Origin of the sequence: Halomonas chromatireducens, from assembly GCF_001545155.1 — a bacterium.
GTDB lineage: Bacteria > Pseudomonadota > Gammaproteobacteria > Pseudomonadales > Halomonadaceae > Halomonas > Halomonas chromatireducens.
The window spans coordinates 2823956-2841573 of sequence record NZ_CP014226.1 but is presented as its reverse complement, the minus strand read 5'-3'; the positions used below and the strand labels follow the sequence as shown (position 1 = coordinate 2841573).

General features: G+C 63.1%; 12 protein-coding genes and 1 pseudogene. 10 read left to right on the top strand and 3 right to left on the bottom strand.

The window, feature by feature from the left end; genetic code table 11:
* The first annotated feature begins 47 nt into the window (after window positions 1-47).
* On the top strand, window positions 48-677 hold the full coding sequence (gene lolA, locus LOKO_RS13160) for an outer membrane lipoprotein periplasmic chaperone LolA (RefSeq protein WP_066450202.1): 630 nt from the start codon (window positions 48-50) through the stop codon (window positions 675-677).
* A 102-nt stretch (window positions 678-779) separates the two neighbouring features.
* On the opposite strand, the gene LOKO_RS13155 is transcribed toward lolA, so the two are convergent.
* On the bottom strand, window positions 780-2117 hold the full coding sequence (locus tag LOKO_RS13155) for a replication-associated recombination protein A (protein ID WP_066450201.1): 1338 nt from the start codon (window positions 2115-2117) through the stop codon (window positions 780-782).
* 232 nt (window positions 2118-2349) lie between these two features.
* Here LOKO_RS13155 and LOKO_RS13150 point away from each other — a divergent pair, with 232 nt between their 5' ends.
* From LOKO_RS13150 to LOKO_RS13125, 6 genes and pseudogenes are all read left to right on the top strand, one after another.
* The gene (locus LOKO_RS13150) at window positions 2350-2895 is read left to right on the top strand and encodes a hemerythrin domain-containing protein (RefSeq protein WP_066452352.1); all 546 of its coding nucleotides are present in this window, start codon (window positions 2350-2352) and stop codon (window positions 2893-2895) included.
* 91 nt (window positions 2896-2986) lie between these two features.
* Complete coding sequence (gene murI, locus LOKO_RS13145; protein WP_066450199.1) at window positions 2987-3763, top strand: glutamate racemase; 777 nt, start codon at window positions 2987-2989, stop codon at window positions 3761-3763.
* Between the two features lie 37 nt (window positions 3764-3800).
* Window positions 3801-4019, top strand: coding sequence for a hypothetical protein (locus LOKO_RS19675; protein ID WP_066450197.1), 219 nt, complete (start codon window positions 3801-3803; stop codon window positions 4017-4019).
* Between the two features lie 64 nt (window positions 4020-4083).
* A pseudogene (trmA, locus tag LOKO_RS13135) lies at window positions 4084-4818 on the top strand (tRNA (uridine(54)-C5)-methyltransferase TrmA); the annotation flags it as partial.
* Between the two features lie 207 nt (window positions 4819-5025).
* Entirely contained in the window at window positions 5026-9867 is a 4842-nt protein-coding gene (locus tag LOKO_RS13130) for an NAD-glutamate dehydrogenase (protein ID WP_066450194.1), read from the top strand.
* 157 nt (window positions 9868-10024) lie between these two features.
* The gene (locus tag LOKO_RS13125) at window positions 10025-11044 is read left to right on the top strand and encodes a quinone-dependent dihydroorotate dehydrogenase (RefSeq protein ID WP_066450191.1); all 1020 of its coding nucleotides are present in this window, start codon (window positions 10025-10027) and stop codon (window positions 11042-11044) included.
* 105 nt (window positions 11045-11149) lie between these two features.
* Here LOKO_RS13125 and rmf read toward each other — a convergent pair whose 3' ends face one another.
* The gene (gene rmf, locus LOKO_RS13120; RefSeq protein WP_043516906.1) at window positions 11150-11356 is read right to left on the bottom strand and encodes a ribosome modulation factor; all 207 of its coding nucleotides are present in this window, start codon (window positions 11354-11356) and stop codon (window positions 11150-11152) included.
* Window positions 11357-11623: 267 nt separating this feature from the next.
* On the opposite strand from rmf, the gene rlmKL reads away from it, so the two are divergent.
* The 3 genes from rlmKL (at window position 11624) to LOKO_RS13105 (ending at window position 17281) form a co-directional block, all read left to right on the top strand.
* The gene (gene rlmKL / locus LOKO_RS13115; protein ID WP_066450187.1) at window positions 11624-13819 is read left to right on the top strand and encodes a bifunctional 23S rRNA (guanine(2069)-N(7))-methyltransferase RlmK/23S rRNA (guanine(2445)-N(2))-methyltransferase RlmL; all 2196 of its coding nucleotides are present in this window, start codon (window positions 11624-11626) and stop codon (window positions 13817-13819) included.
* Window positions 13816-14163, top strand: a complete 348-nt coding sequence (locus LOKO_RS13110) for a glutaredoxin family protein (protein ID WP_066450185.1) — start codon at window positions 13816-13818, stop codon at window positions 14161-14163. The genes rlmKL and LOKO_RS13110 overlap by 4 nt, the downstream gene beginning before the upstream one ends.
* Window positions 14164-14386: 223 nt before the next feature.
* Window positions 14387-17281 carry an EAL domain-containing protein gene (locus tag LOKO_RS13105; protein WP_066450183.1) on the top strand — a complete coding sequence of 965 codons (2895 nt, stop codon included), beginning with the start codon at window positions 14387-14389 and terminating at the stop codon, window positions 17279-17281.
* Here LOKO_RS13105 and LOKO_RS13100 read toward each other — a convergent pair.
* Window positions 17276-17557 (bottom strand): hypothetical protein, encoded by a 282-nt coding sequence (locus LOKO_RS13100; RefSeq protein ID WP_066450170.1) that lies wholly within the window; start codon window positions 17555-17557, stop codon window positions 17276-17278. The genes LOKO_RS13105 and LOKO_RS13100 overlap by 6 nt on opposite strands.
* Window positions 17558-17618: the final 61 nt, after the last annotated feature.

Sequence of the window (17618 nt, the reverse complement as noted above, 5' to 3'; positions counted from 1 at the left end):
GATTGACAGGATTCCACATACGGACCCTGCTTAGGGAGATAGCGCTAATGACTGTAAAGAAGACCCTTGCCACACTGGCCATGACGCTTGCACTGCCGGTTGCCGCCCTTGCCAGTGAAGGTGCGGATCGCCTGGCCACGATGCTGGAGCCACTGGAGACATACCAGGCCAGCTTCGAGCAGCAGATCCTCGACGGCAGCGGCCAGCGCCTGCAGCAGGCGAATGGCACCATGTGGCTGTCGCGCCCCGGCAAGTTCCGCTGGGAGGTTGACGCCCCCTATCAGCAGGAGGTTATCTCCGATGGCAGCGAAGTCTATCTCTACGACCCCGACCTCGAGCAGGTCACCGTGCAGGCGCTGGATCAGAGAGTCACACACACGCCGGCGCTGTTGCTCTCCGGCAGTGCCAGTGAGCTGACCGAGAATTACGACGTGACGCGCCAGCAGCAGGGCAGCAACGAGGTCTTCCGGCTGGTGCCGAAGTCGCCCGACACCCTGTTCGAGGAGCTGGAGATGACCTTCCGCGGCGAAGAGCTGCGGGGGCTGGAAATGACCGACAGCACCGGCCAGCGTACCGCCATCGAGTTTCGTGACGTGCGCTTGAACCAGTCCATCGATGACAGCCGCTTCACCTTCGACATTCCTGACGGCACCGATGTGATCCGCGACACCCACTGATCGCCCTTCAGGAGCCCATGATGCAACCGCGCCGCCCTCGAGGCGGCGCGGCTGTTTCTGGCTCATTTTCTATCGCTTCTCTTCTGTCACCTGTCCGCGCGCTCACGCTCCGCTTTCATCGGCCTGGGCATCCAGCGCGGCACGCCAGGCCATCAGTTGGGCGTAGCGCTTCTCCTGGCCGTGATCGCTGGGCTGGTAGAACGGCTGGCGGGGCAGACCGTCGGGCCAGCAGTCGTGGGCGCTGCCCGCCGGGTAGCCTTCCGGTTCGCCGTGGGCGTAGCGATACCCCTGGCCATGGCCCAGCGACTCCATCAGCTTGGTCGGTGCATTGCGCAGGTAGCCGGGCACCTCCAGGCTCGGCTGGGCGGCCACGAACGCCTTGGCACGATGCCATGCCTGGTCGATGGCGTTGCTCTTGGGGGCCACGGCGAGATGAATGGCGGCGTGGGCAATGGCACGCTGGCCTTCGTAGTCCCCCAGGCGCAGGTAGGCGTCCCAGGCGGAGATGACCAGCGGCAGGGCGCGAGGGTCGGCGTTGCCCACGTCCTCCGAGGCGATGGCGGCCAGCCGGCGAACCACGTCCAGCGGGTCGCCACCGCCCTGGATGAAGCGGGCGATGTAGAGCAGGGCGGCGTCCTGCCGCGAGGAGCGGATTGACTTGTGGATGGCCGATAGCAGGTCGTAGTAGTAGTCGCCCTGCTTGTCGAAGGCGCTGGCCTGATGGCCCATCACCGCCTCCAGCGCTTCCCGGGGCAGGCGTTCGTGATCGCCATCGGCGACAGTGAAGTCGCAGGCCGTCTCGAGCAGGCCCAGGGCGCGCCGGGCATCGCCGGCGGCGGCCCGGGCGAGTATGCCGAGAATCTCGTCATCGACCGTGATATGGCGGCTGCCCAGGCCGCGTTCGTTGTCGCCCAGGGCCTGGCGCATCACGGTGATCAGTTCGGCTTCGTCGAGGGGCTTGAGCACGTGAACGCGCGCCCGAGAGAGCAGCGCCGAGTTGACTTCGAAGGAGGGGTTTTCGGTAGTGGCGCCGATCAGTGTCAGCAGGCCCGACTCCACGTGGGGCAGCAGGGCATCCTGCTGGCTCTTGTTGAGGCGGTGAATCTCATCGAGGAACATCAGCGTCGGCTGGCCTTGCCCCCGCGCCACCTCTGCTCGGGATGCCGCCTCGCGAATATCCTTGACCCCGGCCATTACCGCCGAGAGCCTCTCAAGCCGGGAGCCGGATTCCGTGGCAAGGATATCAGCCAGGGTGGTCTTGCCTACCCCCGGAGGGCCCCAGAGAATCATCGAGCGAACCGTGCCTGTTTCTGCCATGCGCCGTAGCGGCTTGCCGGGGCCCACCAGAGCCGGTTGGCCCACGTAGTCCTCCAGGCGGCGTGGCCGCATGCGGTAGGCGAGTGGTGCCGTGTCGTCATCGGCCTGGCCGAACAGGTCCATGGCGCTCTCCTTGTGGCTGGATGTTTCATCAGTGGTTACGATGATTCAAGAATTATGCAATACGACCTTGGGGGATATGCGGTGTTAGTCCAAAGGTACTAGGGTGATATGGCACCTTGCCCGACCGGTCGCCAGGGATTAAAGCGGCCCCGACAATGAACCTGTGTTCGTTCCGCGCATCCAACGCGTATTGCCCGCTTCATTCGATGGTAGAGGAGGCTTCGACATGCCCATGCTGACCCAGCTGCGTCAGGATCATGCCAATATGGCGCGCATGTTGCACGTCCTTCAGCTAAAGCAGAAGGCCCTTGCATCCGGCGAACGACCCAATTTCCAACTGGTCCGGGAGGTTGTCGACTACATACTCGACTACATGGAAGGATTTACAGTTCCGCTGGAGCGAGTCTGCACCGAGCGTCTCAATGTCCTGGCTCCTGAGAGCGGGGCCCTGACCGAGCGCCTGTCCAGCGACTATCAGGCCTTGCGCCAGCGCCTGTTACGGCTGTCCAGCGATATCGACATGATCCTGATGGATGCCGTGGTGCCCATGGATCGCTTCGCCGGGGACCTGAAGGCCTACCTCGATGCGCATCGGGCCTATCTGCGTGACGAGCGGGAGCTGCTCTTCCCGCTGATTCGCGAGCATTTCAACGATGAGGACCTGGAGCGACTGGCGGAAGCATTGCCCGACGGTGCAGCCGCTCAGCTTGAGCGGCTGCAGGCCGCCTACCCCGAGCTCTATGCCGAACTGCGGGAGATGCCCGAGCCGGCCACCTGACGGCTTGGGCCGGATGGGAGCCTGTCCCGCTTGCTGCTAGAATAAGCGCCTCACAGCAGCCGAGCGACCCCCACATGTTGGCCTATTTCCCATGTCCGGCCCAATACTGATCTTCGACTCCGGCGTCGGCGGCCTGTCGGTCATTGCACCGATGCGCCGCCGGCTGCCGAATGCCGCCCTGGCCTACGCCTGCGACAATGCCATGATGCCCTACGGCACGCGGCCAGATGACTGGCTGGTGACGCGCATCCTGTCGGTCTGCAGTGCCGCGGTGGCGGCCAGTGGCTGTAGTGTGCTGGTGCTGGCCTGCAATACGGCCAGCACCCTGGCACTCGATGCGTTGCGCGACCGGCTTGCGGTGCCTGTCGTGGGCACAGTGCCGGCCATCAAGCCCGCCGCAGCGTCGAGTCGCAGTCGACACATCGGCCTGCTCGCCACCAGTGCGACGGTGTCCCGACCCTATACCGATCGCTTGATCCGGGAGTTCGCCGCCGACTGCCGGGTCACCCGCGTGGCGGCCGATGCCCTGGTGGGCCAGGCGGAACGGCTGCTGGCGGGCGAGACGCCGGATCGGCGCATTGTCCACGACGCTACGGCACCGCTTTGGGCAGCCGAGGATCTGGACACGGTGGTACTTGGCTGCACACACTTTCCCCTGCTTGGCGCCTATATTGCCGAGGCGGCACCCCTCGGGGTGCGCATGATCGACTCCGGCGAGGCCATCGCGCGCCGGACGGCCCAGGTGATCACTTGCCCTGCGCCTCGCGGGGAGCGTGACCGCAGCTTTGCCACTGCCCTGGATAGTCGCCTGAGCCGGGCCCTCGAGGCGTTTGGCTTCGACGCGCCGCAGCTGCTATCCCTCGATTGATACTTTGTTCCTTGCCACGCCCACGACAGGAGTTGCCGTGTCCCTTCCCGTTGTCGATCCCGCGCGCTATGACCAGCAGCTCGAGGCCAAGCGCGAGCGTATCGTTCGCCAGTTCGGTGCAGTCGGGAGACTCCTGCGCGTCAATCAGCTCGAAATCGACACCGGGCTTCACCGGCAGGCCCAATTCCTCGATGCGGGCCTCAATGACCGCACGGCGGCCGATCAGCACCGCCGGCGCTGTGGGCCAGTGCGCTGACTTCTCTCTCGAGGGAAGCCGTTGCAGCCTGATAACTTTGCATGCTGTCGGCGCTGGTCTGGGTTGCCTGGTCTATCACCGGCCGCTGGATGAGGCCTGGGAGAGCGAAGCGCGAGCGCTTCAGTCCCAGTTGGGCATCTTCATCATCGGCCGCTCGCGCAAGCAGCGGCTGGTGCTCGAGCGCGACCACGTGTGGGAGCGCCTGGACGTGGACGGGCGTGCCTTCGTCTACCAGCAGGTGGAAAACAGCTTCACCCAGCCCAACGCCGAGATCTGTCGCGCCATGCTGGCCTGGGCCCGTGAGGTGACCCGCGGGAGCCAGGATCACGACCTGGTCGAACTCTATTGCGGCAACGGCAACTTCACCGTTGCGCTGGCGGAGAACTTTCGCCGCGTGCTGGCCACTGAAATTTCGCGCACCTCGGTGGCCAGCGCCCGGGAAAACCTGTCGGCCAATGGCATCGACAATGCGGTGATCGGGCGGATGTCCGCGGAGGAGTTTGCCGAGGCGCTCAAGGGGGAGAAGGGTGGGCGCCGGGTGGCGGAGATGGGGCTGGAGACATTCGACTTCGCCACGGTCCTGGTGGACCCTCCCCGGGCAGGCCTCGACGACGCGAGCTGCCGGCAACTGAGCGAGTATCCCCGTATCGTCTATATTTCATGCAGCCCCGATACATTGGCGCGGAATCTGGAAACGCTATGCCGCACGCACAGGGTCACGCGTTTTGCGCTGTTCGACCAGTTTCCCTGGACCCATCACTGCGAATGCGGCGTATTACTGGAGCGACACGCCACCTGAAGCGGTCTGTGAAATTCTTTTCTCTCGGGAAAGTCAAGTAGCAGATCGTCATATGGCGATGCCCAAGCGACATGCACCATGAGAAGGCTGGCAAGTCAGTAGGGTACGCGCCGGGGCTGCAGTAAGCTTGGCACCACGAGGCCAGTTGGCCGCGGTGAATCTACCCCAGGGCCGTAATGCTACGGCTCCAGGCAGCCGAGGTGAGGGATGCAATACGAGACGATCGAGACAGGCAGGCAGGATATTCTCAAGCAACTGCGTGAGCGCCTGGATAACCGTCTGGAGAAGGAGCGGGCCGAAGAGGTGGAAGCCTTCGCCCGCTATTTCTACGCTACGGTACCGCTGGAGGACCTGGCCGATCGTCGGCTGGACGATCTCTATGGTGCCACCCTGTCGGTCTGGCACTTCATCCAGCAGCATGACCCTGCTTCGCCCAAGGTGCGGGTCTTCAACCCCGACTTTGAAGAGCACGGCTGGCAGTCGTCACACACCTTCGTTGCCGTCCTGCATGAGGATATGCCGTTTCTTGTCGACTCGGTGCGCATCGAACTCAACCGTCGTGGCCTCACCGTGCATGCCATCCATAATGCCGTGATGGCGGTGGAGCGGGACGCCGGACACAAGTTGAAGCGGGTCTGCTCCCCACGGGAAGAACAGGCCCCCGACCATCGTGAATCCCTGATCGCCATAGAGATCGACCGTCACTCGACCCCAGCCATGCTGGCCGATATCGAGAACGCGCTGCACGATGTACTGCGCGACGTGCGCATCGCCGTGGGTGATTACGAGGCGATGAGCGGTCGGGCGCGTGGTGCCATTGCGGAACTACAGGACCGCTGTCCCGATCAGGTTGATCCCGGCGATCACGAAGAAGCCATTGCGTTCCTCGAGTGGCTGGTACGAGACAACTTCACCTTCCTGGGCTATGACGAGTACACCATCGAATCCGGCGCCGGTGGAGATCGCCTGGTCAGGGTCTCCGGCAGTGAGCTGGGTGTGTTTCGTCTCGACCTGCCGCGCTACCAGGAGCGCATCCGTACGGAACTGGGCGTCGAGGGCAATCGCTTCGTGCTGGTGCCCCAACTGCTGTCGTTCGCCAAGAGTGCCCACCATGCCCGTGTGCATCGGCCGACCTACCCGGACTATATCTCCGTCGATCGTTACGACGACCAGGGCCGGGTCATCGGCGAGCATCGCTTCCTGGGGCTGTTCACTTCTACCGTCTACAATGAGTCGCCGCGCAACATTCCGCTTCTGCGGCGCAAGCTCAAGGCGGTAATGGATATCGCTGGTTTCAACCCCAAGGGTCACAACGGCAAGCAGCTGCTGCAGATCCTGGAAGTCTATCCGCGTGACGACCTGTTCCAGATCGAGACCCAGGAGCTGGCCAGGACGGCGCTGGGCATCCTCGACATACGCGAGCGCCGTCGGGTGCGCATCTTCGTGCGTACCGACCTCTCGGGCCGCTTCCACTCCTGTCTGGTCTTCGTGCCGAGGGATGTATTCTCCACGGACCTGCGCCTGCGCATCCAGCAGATGCTCTGCGAGGAGCTCGACGCCACTTTCGGGGATTTCAACACCTATCTCTCCGAGTCGGTGCTGGCCCGAATCCAGTTCATCCTGCGTTTCAACAGCGACGTGCCCCGGGAGGTCAACCTCAAGCGCCTCGAGTCCAAGGTGGCTCAGTTGGCGCGTAGCTGGCGCGATGAGCTGCAGGAGGCGATGGTCGAGGGCTTCGGCGAGGAGCAGGCCAATGAGCTGATGGAGCGCTTCCGCGATGCCTTTCCCGTCAGCTATCGGGAAGATTTTGGTTGCCGCACGGCCGTCTTCGATATGCAGCATCTGTTCGAGCTGGATGAGGGTGAGCCACTGGCGCTCTCGCTCTACCGTCTGGTCGAGGAGGAGGGCAGCGGTGTCAATCTCAAGCTTTTCCAGCGTGACCGCCCGATTCCGCTCTCCGACGTGCTGCCGGTGATGGAGAATCTGGGGCTGCGCGTGATTGGCGAGCGTCCCTATGAAATTGATACCCCGGAGGTGCGCTACCTACTGCATGACTTCGACCTCGAACACCACACCAGCACCGAGGTCAGCCTGCAGCAGATGCGTGAGCCTTTCATCGAGGCTTTTCGGCGAATCTGGGTCGGTGAAGCAGAGAATGACTCGTTCAACCGCCTGATTATCGTGGCCAATCTGGATTGGCGCGAGGTGGCGATGCTGCGCACCTACGCACGCTATTTGAAGCAGATTCGCTTCGGCATGTCCCAGGACTACATCGCGGCGACCCTGGCCAATCATCCGGAGATTACCCGTGAACTGGTCAGGCTCTTCGCGCTGCGCTTCGATCCGGCTCATCGTCCCGACGAGGAGGAGGTGAATGCGTGCATCGAGCGTATCGTCCGCCATCTCGACGGTGTGGCCAGTCTCAACGACGACCAGCTGCTGCGGCGCTACATGGAGTTGATCCAGGCAACGCTGCGGACCAACTATTATCAGCGCAGCACCGAGGGGCGTGAAAAGGATTACATCGCCTACAAGCTCGATCCCCGGCAGATTACCGGCATACCAAAGCCATGCCCGGCCTTTGAGATCTTCGTCTGCTCGCCGCGGGTGGAAGGGGTCCACCTGCGCGGCGGCAAGGTGGCCCGGGGTGGTCTTCGCTGGTCCGATCGACATGAGGATTATCGCACCGAGGTGCTGGGGCTGGTGAAAGCCCAGCAGGTCAAGAATGCCGTGATCGTCCCGGTGGGGGCCAAGGGCGGCTTCGTCTGCAAGCGCATGCCCGAGGGTGCCGATCGCGACACCCTCCAGCAGGAGGGCATCGCCTGCTACAAGACCTTCATCCGTGCCCTGCTCGATATCACCGACAACCGGGTGGGCAGCGAGGTGGTGCCGCCCAGGGACGTGGTGCGTCACGACGACGACGACGCCTACCTGGTGGTGGCGGCCGACAAGGGCACTGCGACCTTCTCCGATATCGCCAACGAGATCTCCGCCGAATACGGCCACTGGCTGGGCGACGCCTTTGCCTCCGGCGGTGCCAACGGCTACGACCACAAGAAGATGGGCATCACCGCCCGTGGCGCCTGGGAGTCGGTGAAGCGCCACTTCCGCAGCCTGGGGCTGGATACCCAGCGGGAGGAGTTCAGCGTACTTGGTATCGGTGACATGGCCGGCGATGTCTTCGGCAATGGCATGTTGCTGTCCGACAAGATCCGCCTGGTGGGTGCGTTCAACCACCTGCATATCTTCGTCGACCCCAATCCGGATGCCGCGGCCACCTTCGCCGAGCGTCAGCGACTCTTCGCCATGCCGCGTTCGAGCTGGGAGGATTTCGATGCCGGCCTGATTTCCGAAGGCGGCGGGATCTTCAAGCGCAGCGCCAAGTCGATCGCGATAACGCCACAGATGAAGGACGTCTTCGGCATCACCGAGGACCGGCTCTCGCCCAACGACCTGCTTCGCGCCATGCTGCGATCGCCGGTCGACCTGCTGTGGAACGGCGGGATCGGCACTTACGTGAAGGCGAGCGGCGAGACCGATACCGAGGTTGGCGACAAGGCCAACGATTCGCTGCGAATCAATGGTCGGGAACTGAGGTGTCGCGTGGTCGGCGAGGGCGGCAACCTGGGCCTGACCCAGCGCGGGCGCATGGAAGCCGCCGAAAATGGCGTGAAGGTCTTCACGGACTTCATCGACAATGCCGGCGGGGTGAACTGCTCGGATCATGAGGTCAACATCAAGATCCTCATCGATGAAGTGGTCAAGCGTGGTGACATGACCGACAAGCAGCGCAACCAGCTGCTCGCGGACATGACCGAGGAGGTCGCCGACCTGGTGATTCTCGACAACTATCGCCAGACCCAGGCGATCTACCTATCACAGATGCTCTCTCAATACGGTATCGGGCCCTATCGTCGCTTCATCAGCGAGCTGGAAGCCCAGGGGCATCTGGATCGGGAGCTGGAGTTCCTGCCGGTCGACGAGACGATCCAGGAGCGTGCCACTACCGAGCAGGGCATGACGCTGCCGGAGCTCTCGGTACTGATCTCCTACTCGAAGAGCGTGCTCAAGGGCGCCGTGCTCGCCTCCGACGTGCCCGACGACCCCTATATCCAGCAGTATCTGGAGCGGATCTTCCCACCGGTCCTGGTCGAGCGCTTCCGGGACGAGATGTACGATCACCGCTTGAAGCGCGAGATCGTCACGACCCAGGTGGCCAACGACCTGGTCGATCACATGGGCATCGTCTTCGTGCGTCGCCTGATCGACTCCACCGGGGCCAGCCGTGCCGATGTCGCCCGTGCCTATATCGTCGCCCGGGACAGCTTCCAGCTGGCTGACACCTGGGAGCAGATCGAGGCCCTGGACAACCAGATACCGAGCGACATCCAGTACTCCATGATGCTCGACCTGATGCGGCTGATCCGTCGTACCACCCGCTGGTTCCTTCGCCAGCGGCTGGGGCTCTCCACTCGGGATGCCATCGAGTACTTTGCCCCCCGGGTGGCACAGCTTCAGGAAAGCATCGGCGAGCTGCTCCGCGGTGAAGAGCATGAGCGCTGGGAGCGCAAGCGTGACGAGCTGATCGAGGCGGGTGTGCCGGAAGGACTGGCCTGTAGCGTGGCGGCAGCAGGCAGCCTGTACGGGGCACTGGGCGTCATACAGGCAGCACGTCAAAGCGATGAGAAGCCGCAGCGTGTCGCCGAAGTGTTCTATGAAGTTGGCAGCCGGCTGGAGCTTCCATGGATGATCCAGCAGGTGACCAATCTCGAGGTGGGAGACAGCTGGCAGGCCCAGGCACGCGAAACCTTCCGCGACGATATCGACCGGCAGCAGCTGGCGCTGACGGTCAGCGTGCTGAAATCGGAGGATGGGCGCGAACCGGAGGAGCGGGTCGACAACTGGCTGCAGATGCACAGTTCCCTGCATGAACGCTGGTGTCGTTTGATCGCCGAAGTTCGCAGCGGAGGCAGCCAGGCCAGTTTCCCGCTGTTTGCCGTGGCGGTCCGTGAGCTGGTCGACCTGGCGGAGAGCAACGGCGAGAGCTGACCGGCCCGGCCGCTCAGGCTGTCACCTTCAAGCCTGGCTCGTCATCAAGGCAACGAACCCCGCTACGGCGGGGTTCGTCGTCATGGGCGGGCAGCGCTGCTATAATCGCGCCCGCCTGTTGTCCTTGACCTGTCGTCCTAGACCCCTGGAGATGCCCATGTATGCGCTTGCCCGTTCGATCCTGTTTCGACTCGATGCCGAAACCGCACACGGGTACGCACTCTCTGCCCTGGACCTGGCGCATCGCCTGAAGCTGGCCGCACGATTGGGTGGGGCGCGGGTCGACGATCCGGTGGAGCTGATGGGGCTAAGGTTTCCCAACCGGGTGGGGTTGGCGGCGGGGCTGGACAAGAACGCCGATCACCTCGATGCTCTGGGCGCACTGGGGTTCGGCTTCGTCGAGGTGGGCACCGTGACGCCGCGACCCCAGGAGGGTAACCCGAAGCCTCGCCTGTTTCGCCTGCCGGAGCAGGCGGCGATCATCAATCGCATGGGCTTCAACAATGCCGGGATCGACCACCTGGTGGCCCAGGTGAAGAAGAGCCGCTTCGATGGCGTCATCGGCATCAATATCGGCAAGAACCTGACTACCCCGGTGGAGCAGGCCGTGGACGACTACCTGGTTTGCCTGGAAAAGGCCCATGCCCACGCCCACTACGTGACCGTCAACATTTCGTCGCCCAACACGCCGGGGCTGCGCAACCTTCAGTTCGGCGAGCACCTGGATGCCTTGCTGGGCACCCTGCGCGAAGCCGGCAGCCGGCTGGATCAGCAGGCGGGACGTCGGGTACCTCTGGCGGTCAAGATCGCGCCGGACATGACGCCAGAGGAAGTGGGGATGGTCGCCGCCAGTATTTCGGCCAATGGCATCGATGCGGTGATCGCCACCAACACCACCGTGTCGCGGGACGCCGTCGCCGGGCTGGCGCATGCCGACGAGCAGGGTGGGTTATCGGGGCGGCCCGTGTTCGAGCCCTCCAACGCCGTCATTCGCGAGCTGCGCCGCCACCTGCCCGAGATGCCCATCGTCGGCGTTGGGGGAATCGACAGCGGTGAGGCGGCCATGGCCAAGGTGGCGTCCGGTGCCGATCTGGTCCAGCTCTATTCGGGCTTTATCTATCGTGGCCCGGCCCTGGTCGGGGAGTGTGCCAAGGCGCTCAAGACGGCGCGGGGCTGAAAAGACAAGAGGCGGATACAAGAAAGCCCGTGATGCGACTCACGGGCTTGTGTCGTTACCGCCTAGGATGGGCGGCAAGGGACGGTTGATTGGGTGGGAAATGCGTTACAACACCATGGGGTTCTTGTGAATGCCGGAGACGCCGGTCATACCGGCCCATTGATCCCCACGTCCTTCACGCCAACCACTCATCCAGTATTCACGTATATTGACATCCTGACTGGGACAGTCGTCGCGGGAGCGCCCGGAAATGCCTGCCTTGTAGCCATGGAGGTAGGCGCGCTGGAAGCGATCACGTTTCTGTCTTTTCATCGGATGACCTCTCGTAAAGGTACCAATTTGGGGCGCACGACATGTACGACCCGACGTTCCACCGCCCGCATAACCGTGTGAAACGGCAGAGCGAATGGGTGCAAGTCCAAACAGGACTCGCCAAGAGAACGCATGCATCCTTACAGTAGCTACTAGGACTAGTCTTAGCGCATTTCGGGTGTCATTGTCGACCTATCTTTCGTCAAAAGCCGGACTCAATTTTGTAACAAAAGGAACATGCCCGACCCGAGGGGCGGGAACGACACCATGAGCGAGTCACTCCAAACTGAACTCCATGCCTTCCTGGCCACTTGCCCCAAGGGGCTCGAAGAGCTGCTGGCCGACGAGCTGCGTGCCCTGGGGGCCGAGCCGATCAAGACCACCGTGGCAGGCGTCCACTTCCAGGGCGACCTGGCAGCCGCCTATCGTGCCTGCCTCTGGTCGCGCCTGGCCAATCGCATCGTGCTCTGCCTGGTACGCGAGGAGGGGATCGAGAGCCCCGATTCGTTGCGCCAGGCGGTCACCACCGTGGACTGGACCCGCCACCTGCGAGCCGGTGCCTCGCTGGCGGTGGATTTCCATGGCCGCTCCGAGCAGGTCCGCCATACCCGCTTCGGTGCCCAGACCGTCAAGGACGGTCTGGTCGATGCCCTGCAGACGGCGGGAAGGCCGCGGCCCGACATCGACCTGAAGGACCCGGACCTTCGCCTCTATGCCAACCTTCATCGCGGTCGATTGACGCTTGGCGTGGATCTCTCCGGAGAGAGCCTGCATCGTCGTGGCTACCGTCGTGACGTGGGCCATGCGCCGCTGAAGGAGAACCTCGCCGCTGCCCTGCTGCTGCGGGCAGGATGGCAGGAGCGCCTGCGTGCCGGTGAACACCTGGTGGATCCCCTCTGCGGTGCCGGCACCCTGCTGATCGAAGCGGCGCTGATGGCCGCCGACATGGCCCCCAGCCTGAGCCGGGTACGCTTTGGCTTTCACGGCTGGGCGCAGCACGACGAGATTCTGTGGGCAGAGCTCAAGCGCGAGGCGGAAGCGCGTGCCAGCATCGGCCGCAAGCGCTGTCGCAATCGCTTGTTCGGGTTTGACCAGAGCCCACCGGCGCTGGCCGCGGCCAAGGCCAATGCCATGCGAGCCGGTATTCCGGCCCTTGTCACCTTCAAGGGCGCCTCGCTGGAACAGCTCCAGCGGCCCGACGAGCTCGATGAGGCGGCGCGGGGGCTGGTGATCGCCAACCCTCCCTATGGGGAGCGCCTGGGGGAACTGCCCGAGCTGGTGGCGCTCTATGCCGAACTGGGCGAGGGGGTGCGCCGCGCATTCCCCGGCTGGCGGCTGGCCGTCTTTACCGGCAACCCCGATCTTGGCCATCGCATCGGGCTGAGGGCCGACAAGCAGTACTCGCTGAAGAACGGGCCGCTCGATGCCAAGCTGCTGTTGATGAACGTGACGCCGGCTGCCGGCGCGGAAAGTCCGGTGAAAGCGGAAGGGCCGGCGCGCAGCGAAGGGGCGCAGATGTTCGCCAACCGTCTGGAGAAGAACCGCAAGCGGTTGAAAAAGTGGCTCAAGCAGTCCGGAGAGACCTGTTACCGGCTCTATGACGCCGACATGCCGGAGTATGCCCTGGCCATCGATGTCTATGACGACCGGGCCCACGTACAGGAATATGCGCCACCCCGCTCGGTGAATGCCGACCAGGCCCAGAAGCGTCTCTTCGATGCCCTGCAGGTGATTCCCGAGGTGCTGGGCATCGACTCGAGTCGGGTGGTGATCAAGCGCCGCGAGAAGCAGAGTGGCAAGGAGCAGTATCGCAAGCAGGCCAGCACCGGGGAGCGCTTCCAGGTGCGCGAGGGGCGTGCCCGGCTGTGGGTCAATCTGCGTGACTATCTCGATACCGGCCTGTTTCTCGACCACCGTCCGGTGCGGCGCATGCTGGCCGAGATGGCGCCCGGCACGCGCTTTCTCAACCTGTTCTGCTATACCGCCGTGGCCACGGTTCAGGCGGCTCTGGGCACCGAGGAGGCGGGCGGCGCTTCGGACAGCATCAGCGTCGACCTCTCCAATACCTACCTGGAGTGGGCGCGGGACAACTTTGCCTTGAACGGGCTTGATCCGGCGAGGCACCGGGTGGTACGCGACGACTGCCTGCGCTGGCTGGAGACCGCCAGGGCGCAGTTCGACCTGATCTTCCTCGACCCGCCCACCTTCTCCAACTCCAAGAAGATGGGCGGTACCCTGGACGTGCAGCGTGACCATGGTCGGCTATTGGAGCTGGCCATGGCGCGCCTGGCCCCTGGCGGTACCCTGGTGTTCTCCAACAATCAGCGTCGCTTCCAGCTAGACCCGGAAATGGCCGAGCGCTATGCGGTGCAGGAGATTTCGGCAAAGACCTTCGACCCGGATTTCCAGCGGCGTCCCGACCTGCATCATTGCTACCTGATTCGCCACCGGGAGGATGCATGATTCGACTTAGGCTCTACACCACCCTGGGCTGCCATCTCTGCGAGCGGCAGGAGTCTCTGCTGGCCCTGCTGTTGCAAAGTGATTACAACCTCGAGAAGATCGAGATCAGCGACGATGAGGCCCTCATCGAACGCTACGGGGTGCGCATACCGGTGCTGGCGGACGAGGCGGGGGAGGAACTCGACCGCGGCTTCGAGCCGCCGCGCCTGGCGGCGTGGCTGGCCGAGCGGCACTGGCTGGATGAGGCCGCCTGGCAGCGTCTGAATGCGGGCGAGTCCGAGCCACGGGAGGAGGAGCGAAAGCCGTCTGGCCCGCGGCCCGCGGGGCGGCGCTATCTCCTCTGAGTCGGCTACGTTGACGCAGCGTAATCACGGTACTGTTTCTCGGTGGTATCACTTCTATAACGTTATTGTTATATCAACAGTTGCGAAGGATGGGTTCGAACGCTCAGGGGGGCTTGAAATGGATGCACCGCAACCAAGGCGGTGGCAGTACATTGCTCTGGGCTCTATTTTGCTACTGTCGCTTGTGTACACGGTGCCGAGCGCTGCGGAACCCGGCGGGATATTGCTAACCGAGGAAGAGCGGCTCTTCCTGGAGCAGAACGAACCCATCGTCTTCGTCAGTCAGACCCGCTACCCCCCCTTCGAATTCATCGACGCCAACCAGCAGCGTCGCGGCATGATGGTGGAACTGGCTCAGTGGATAGCTACCGAGGCCGGCTTTCATGCCGAATTCACCGACACCGTCTTCCAGCAGGCGCAGCAGCGTGTACTGAGTGGGGATGCCCATGTCCTTACCAGCTTTTTCTACAGCGAAGCCCGAGACCAGCAGTTCGACTTCACTCAGACCGTTTTCGAGGTTCCAGCCTCAATCTTCGTCGCCACGCAGCGGCCCGATATCGCTATGGTGTCGGACCTCGATGGCAAGCGCGTGGCTACGCAGCGCAGTGACTACGCCAAGGAGTTTCTCGCCACGCTCGATCTCGATTTCGAGCTGGTCGAGACAGACGACTTCGCCAGTGCGGCACAGGCGGTGATAGAGGGCAGCGCCGATGCCATGGTCGGCGACGAGCAGATCGTGCTCTATTACCTCTACAGCAACGGTCTGCACGAACTCATGAAGCGGGTGGGCGAGCCGCTGTATGTCGGACTCAACGCCATGGCGGTGGCAGAAGGGAATCATCTGCTCCAGTCGATCCTGGACAAGGGGGTCGACCATGCCCGCGCCAGTGGCACGCTCGACCGGTTGCACGAGAAGTGGGTGGGGGCCGAGCTGCCGGGCAGGTCCTTTGCCTGGCAGGCGTACTGGCCTTACGCGGCGGGCCTGGCACTGCTGGTTGCCATGGTCGTGGCCTGGAACGTCAGGCTTCGCCAGCTGGTATCGCGCAAGACAGCGGAACTGGAGTTGGCCGCCAGCGTATTTCGGCATGCGCGGGAGGGCATCGTCATTACCGATGCCAAGGGCGATATCATCGAAGTCAACGAGGCCTTCACGCGTATCACCGGTTACCAGCGCGATGAGGTCATGGGCAAGAACCCGCGTCTCCTGCAGTCGGGCCATCAGGAAGTGGGCTTCTATCGGGCGCTGTGGAAGGAGCTGCTGGAGAAGGGCGCCTGGGAAGGAGAGCTCTGGAACCGGCGCAAGAACGGCGAAAACTACCCCGAACTGCTCACCATATCGAAGGTCTGCGACAAGCAAGGCCAGACTTCTCACTTCGTGGCCGTGTTCACCGACATCAGCCGCCAGAAGGAGCATGAGCGTCAGCTCGAGAGCATGGCGTTCTTCGACGGCCTGACCGGACTGCCGAACCGAATCCTGCTGGCCGACAGGCTGCGCCAGGCGATGCTGGCGGCGCGGCGCAGCGGATGCAAGGTGTCATTGGCGTACATCGACCTGGACGGCTTCAAGGAGATCAACGACCGGCTCGGTCACGACGTTGGCGACAGGGTGCTGGTGACCATTGCCGAGCGCCTGACGTCGGCCCTCCGTGAGGCTGATACGGTGGCCCGCCTGGGAGGCGACGAGTTCATCATCGTATTCCCGGAGCAGAGGGATGTGGTGACTGTGAGTGGCCTGATCGTTCGGCTCTTGCGCCATATCGCCGAACCCATCGACATCGAAGAGACCTTGCTGCAGGTCTCGGGCAGCATCGGCGTGGTTCATTTCTCTCCCGAAGACGAAATCGAGCCCGAGCAGTTGATTCGCCAGGCGGACCAGGCCATGTATCAGGCCAAGCAGGCGGGCAAGAATCGCTTTCATATTTTCGATGCCGAACACGACCGCGCGGTGCGCGGACATCATGAAAGTGTCGAACGCATGCGCCAGGCCCTGGCCGATGACGAGTTCGTGCTCTACTACCAACCCAAGGTCAACATGGCCACCGGCGAGGTCCTCGGTGTCGAAGCGCTGATTCGCTGGCAGCACCCGGAGCGTGGCCTCCTGGCTCCAGCCTCCTTCCTGCCGGCCATCCAGCAACATCCTCTCGCCATCGTCCTGGGTGAGTGGGTGCTGGCCGAGGCGCTGAGTCAATTCGATGCTTGGGTCGACGCGGGCATCAGGCTACCGGTCAGCATCAATATCGATGCCATTCAGATCCAGCAGGGCGATTTCGTCGAGCGCCTGCGTGCCGAAGTCGAGTGCCACCCCAGTCTTGGGCCCGGCGATCTGGAGCTGGAGGTGCTCGAAACCAATGCGTTGGAAGATATTCCCCATGTGGCAAGCGTAATGAGCTCATGCCGCGCATTTGGCGTTGCATTCGCGCTGGATGACTTCGGCACCGGATATTCCTCGCTATCGTATCTACGGCACTTTCCCGCCAGCGTGTTGAAGATAGACCGCAGCTTCGTTCGCGATATGCTCGATAACCCTGCGGATCTGACGATGCTAGAGGCCGTGCTTGGGTTGGCCGTTGCCTTCCGTCGGGGCATCATTGCCGAAGGCGTGGAGACACTGCTGCACGGGCGCATGCTGCTGGCGATGGGCTATGAGTTGGGCCAGGGCTATGCCATAGCCCGCCCCATGCCCGCAGACGCGATTCCGGATTGGCTACAGACCTGGCGTCCCGATGAATCCTGGCGGCAACGACAATGTGCCCTGCCTGAGGAACGACAGGCCATTTATGCCATGGTCGATCATCGCGCCTGTGCCGCAGGCGTGCTGAACTATCTGAGAGGCGCACAATCCGAACCCCCAGAGGCAAACTGCAACCAATGTCGCCTGGGAGTGTGGCTGTCCTGCCGGGAGCGAGGCCAGGCTGGATTAACACCGAAGATGAAGCGGATCGCCAGCCTTCACGCCAGCTATGGCCAGCTTGCTCAGGAGGCGCTGCTGCTCAAGCCAGGCGGAAGCAGTGAAGACCTGCACCAGCATGCGAGTCAGGTGGCGCAGGTCAGCGAGGAGTTGCAGGACGTTCTTCAATTCTGGATAAATGAAAGCAACCTTGCCCAAGGAAAACTATAGAGAATCCAGCAGTGAGAGCTGCCGGACCGCTGCTTGCCCCTCGGCGCTCTCGGCCTCTACTTCCAGCACCTTGCGTAGGCCGCGTGAGGCCTGAATGGTGGTCTCATCACCCAGCCACATCATGGCCTGGCCATGATCCTCGGCGAGTATATGTTTCAAGCCACCGAACTGGGTGCCGATCTGTCCCCAGGCGCGGCTGAAGATCCAGTCGCCGAACATGTCCTGGTGGATATGCACCAGTACATAGTCATGGTCACTTTCCCAGCGAATGATCACGAAGGCTCCAGCAAGTCGGGCGCCGCCGGGTAGCGGCGTGCCAATGTCAGGTGGCGGTATT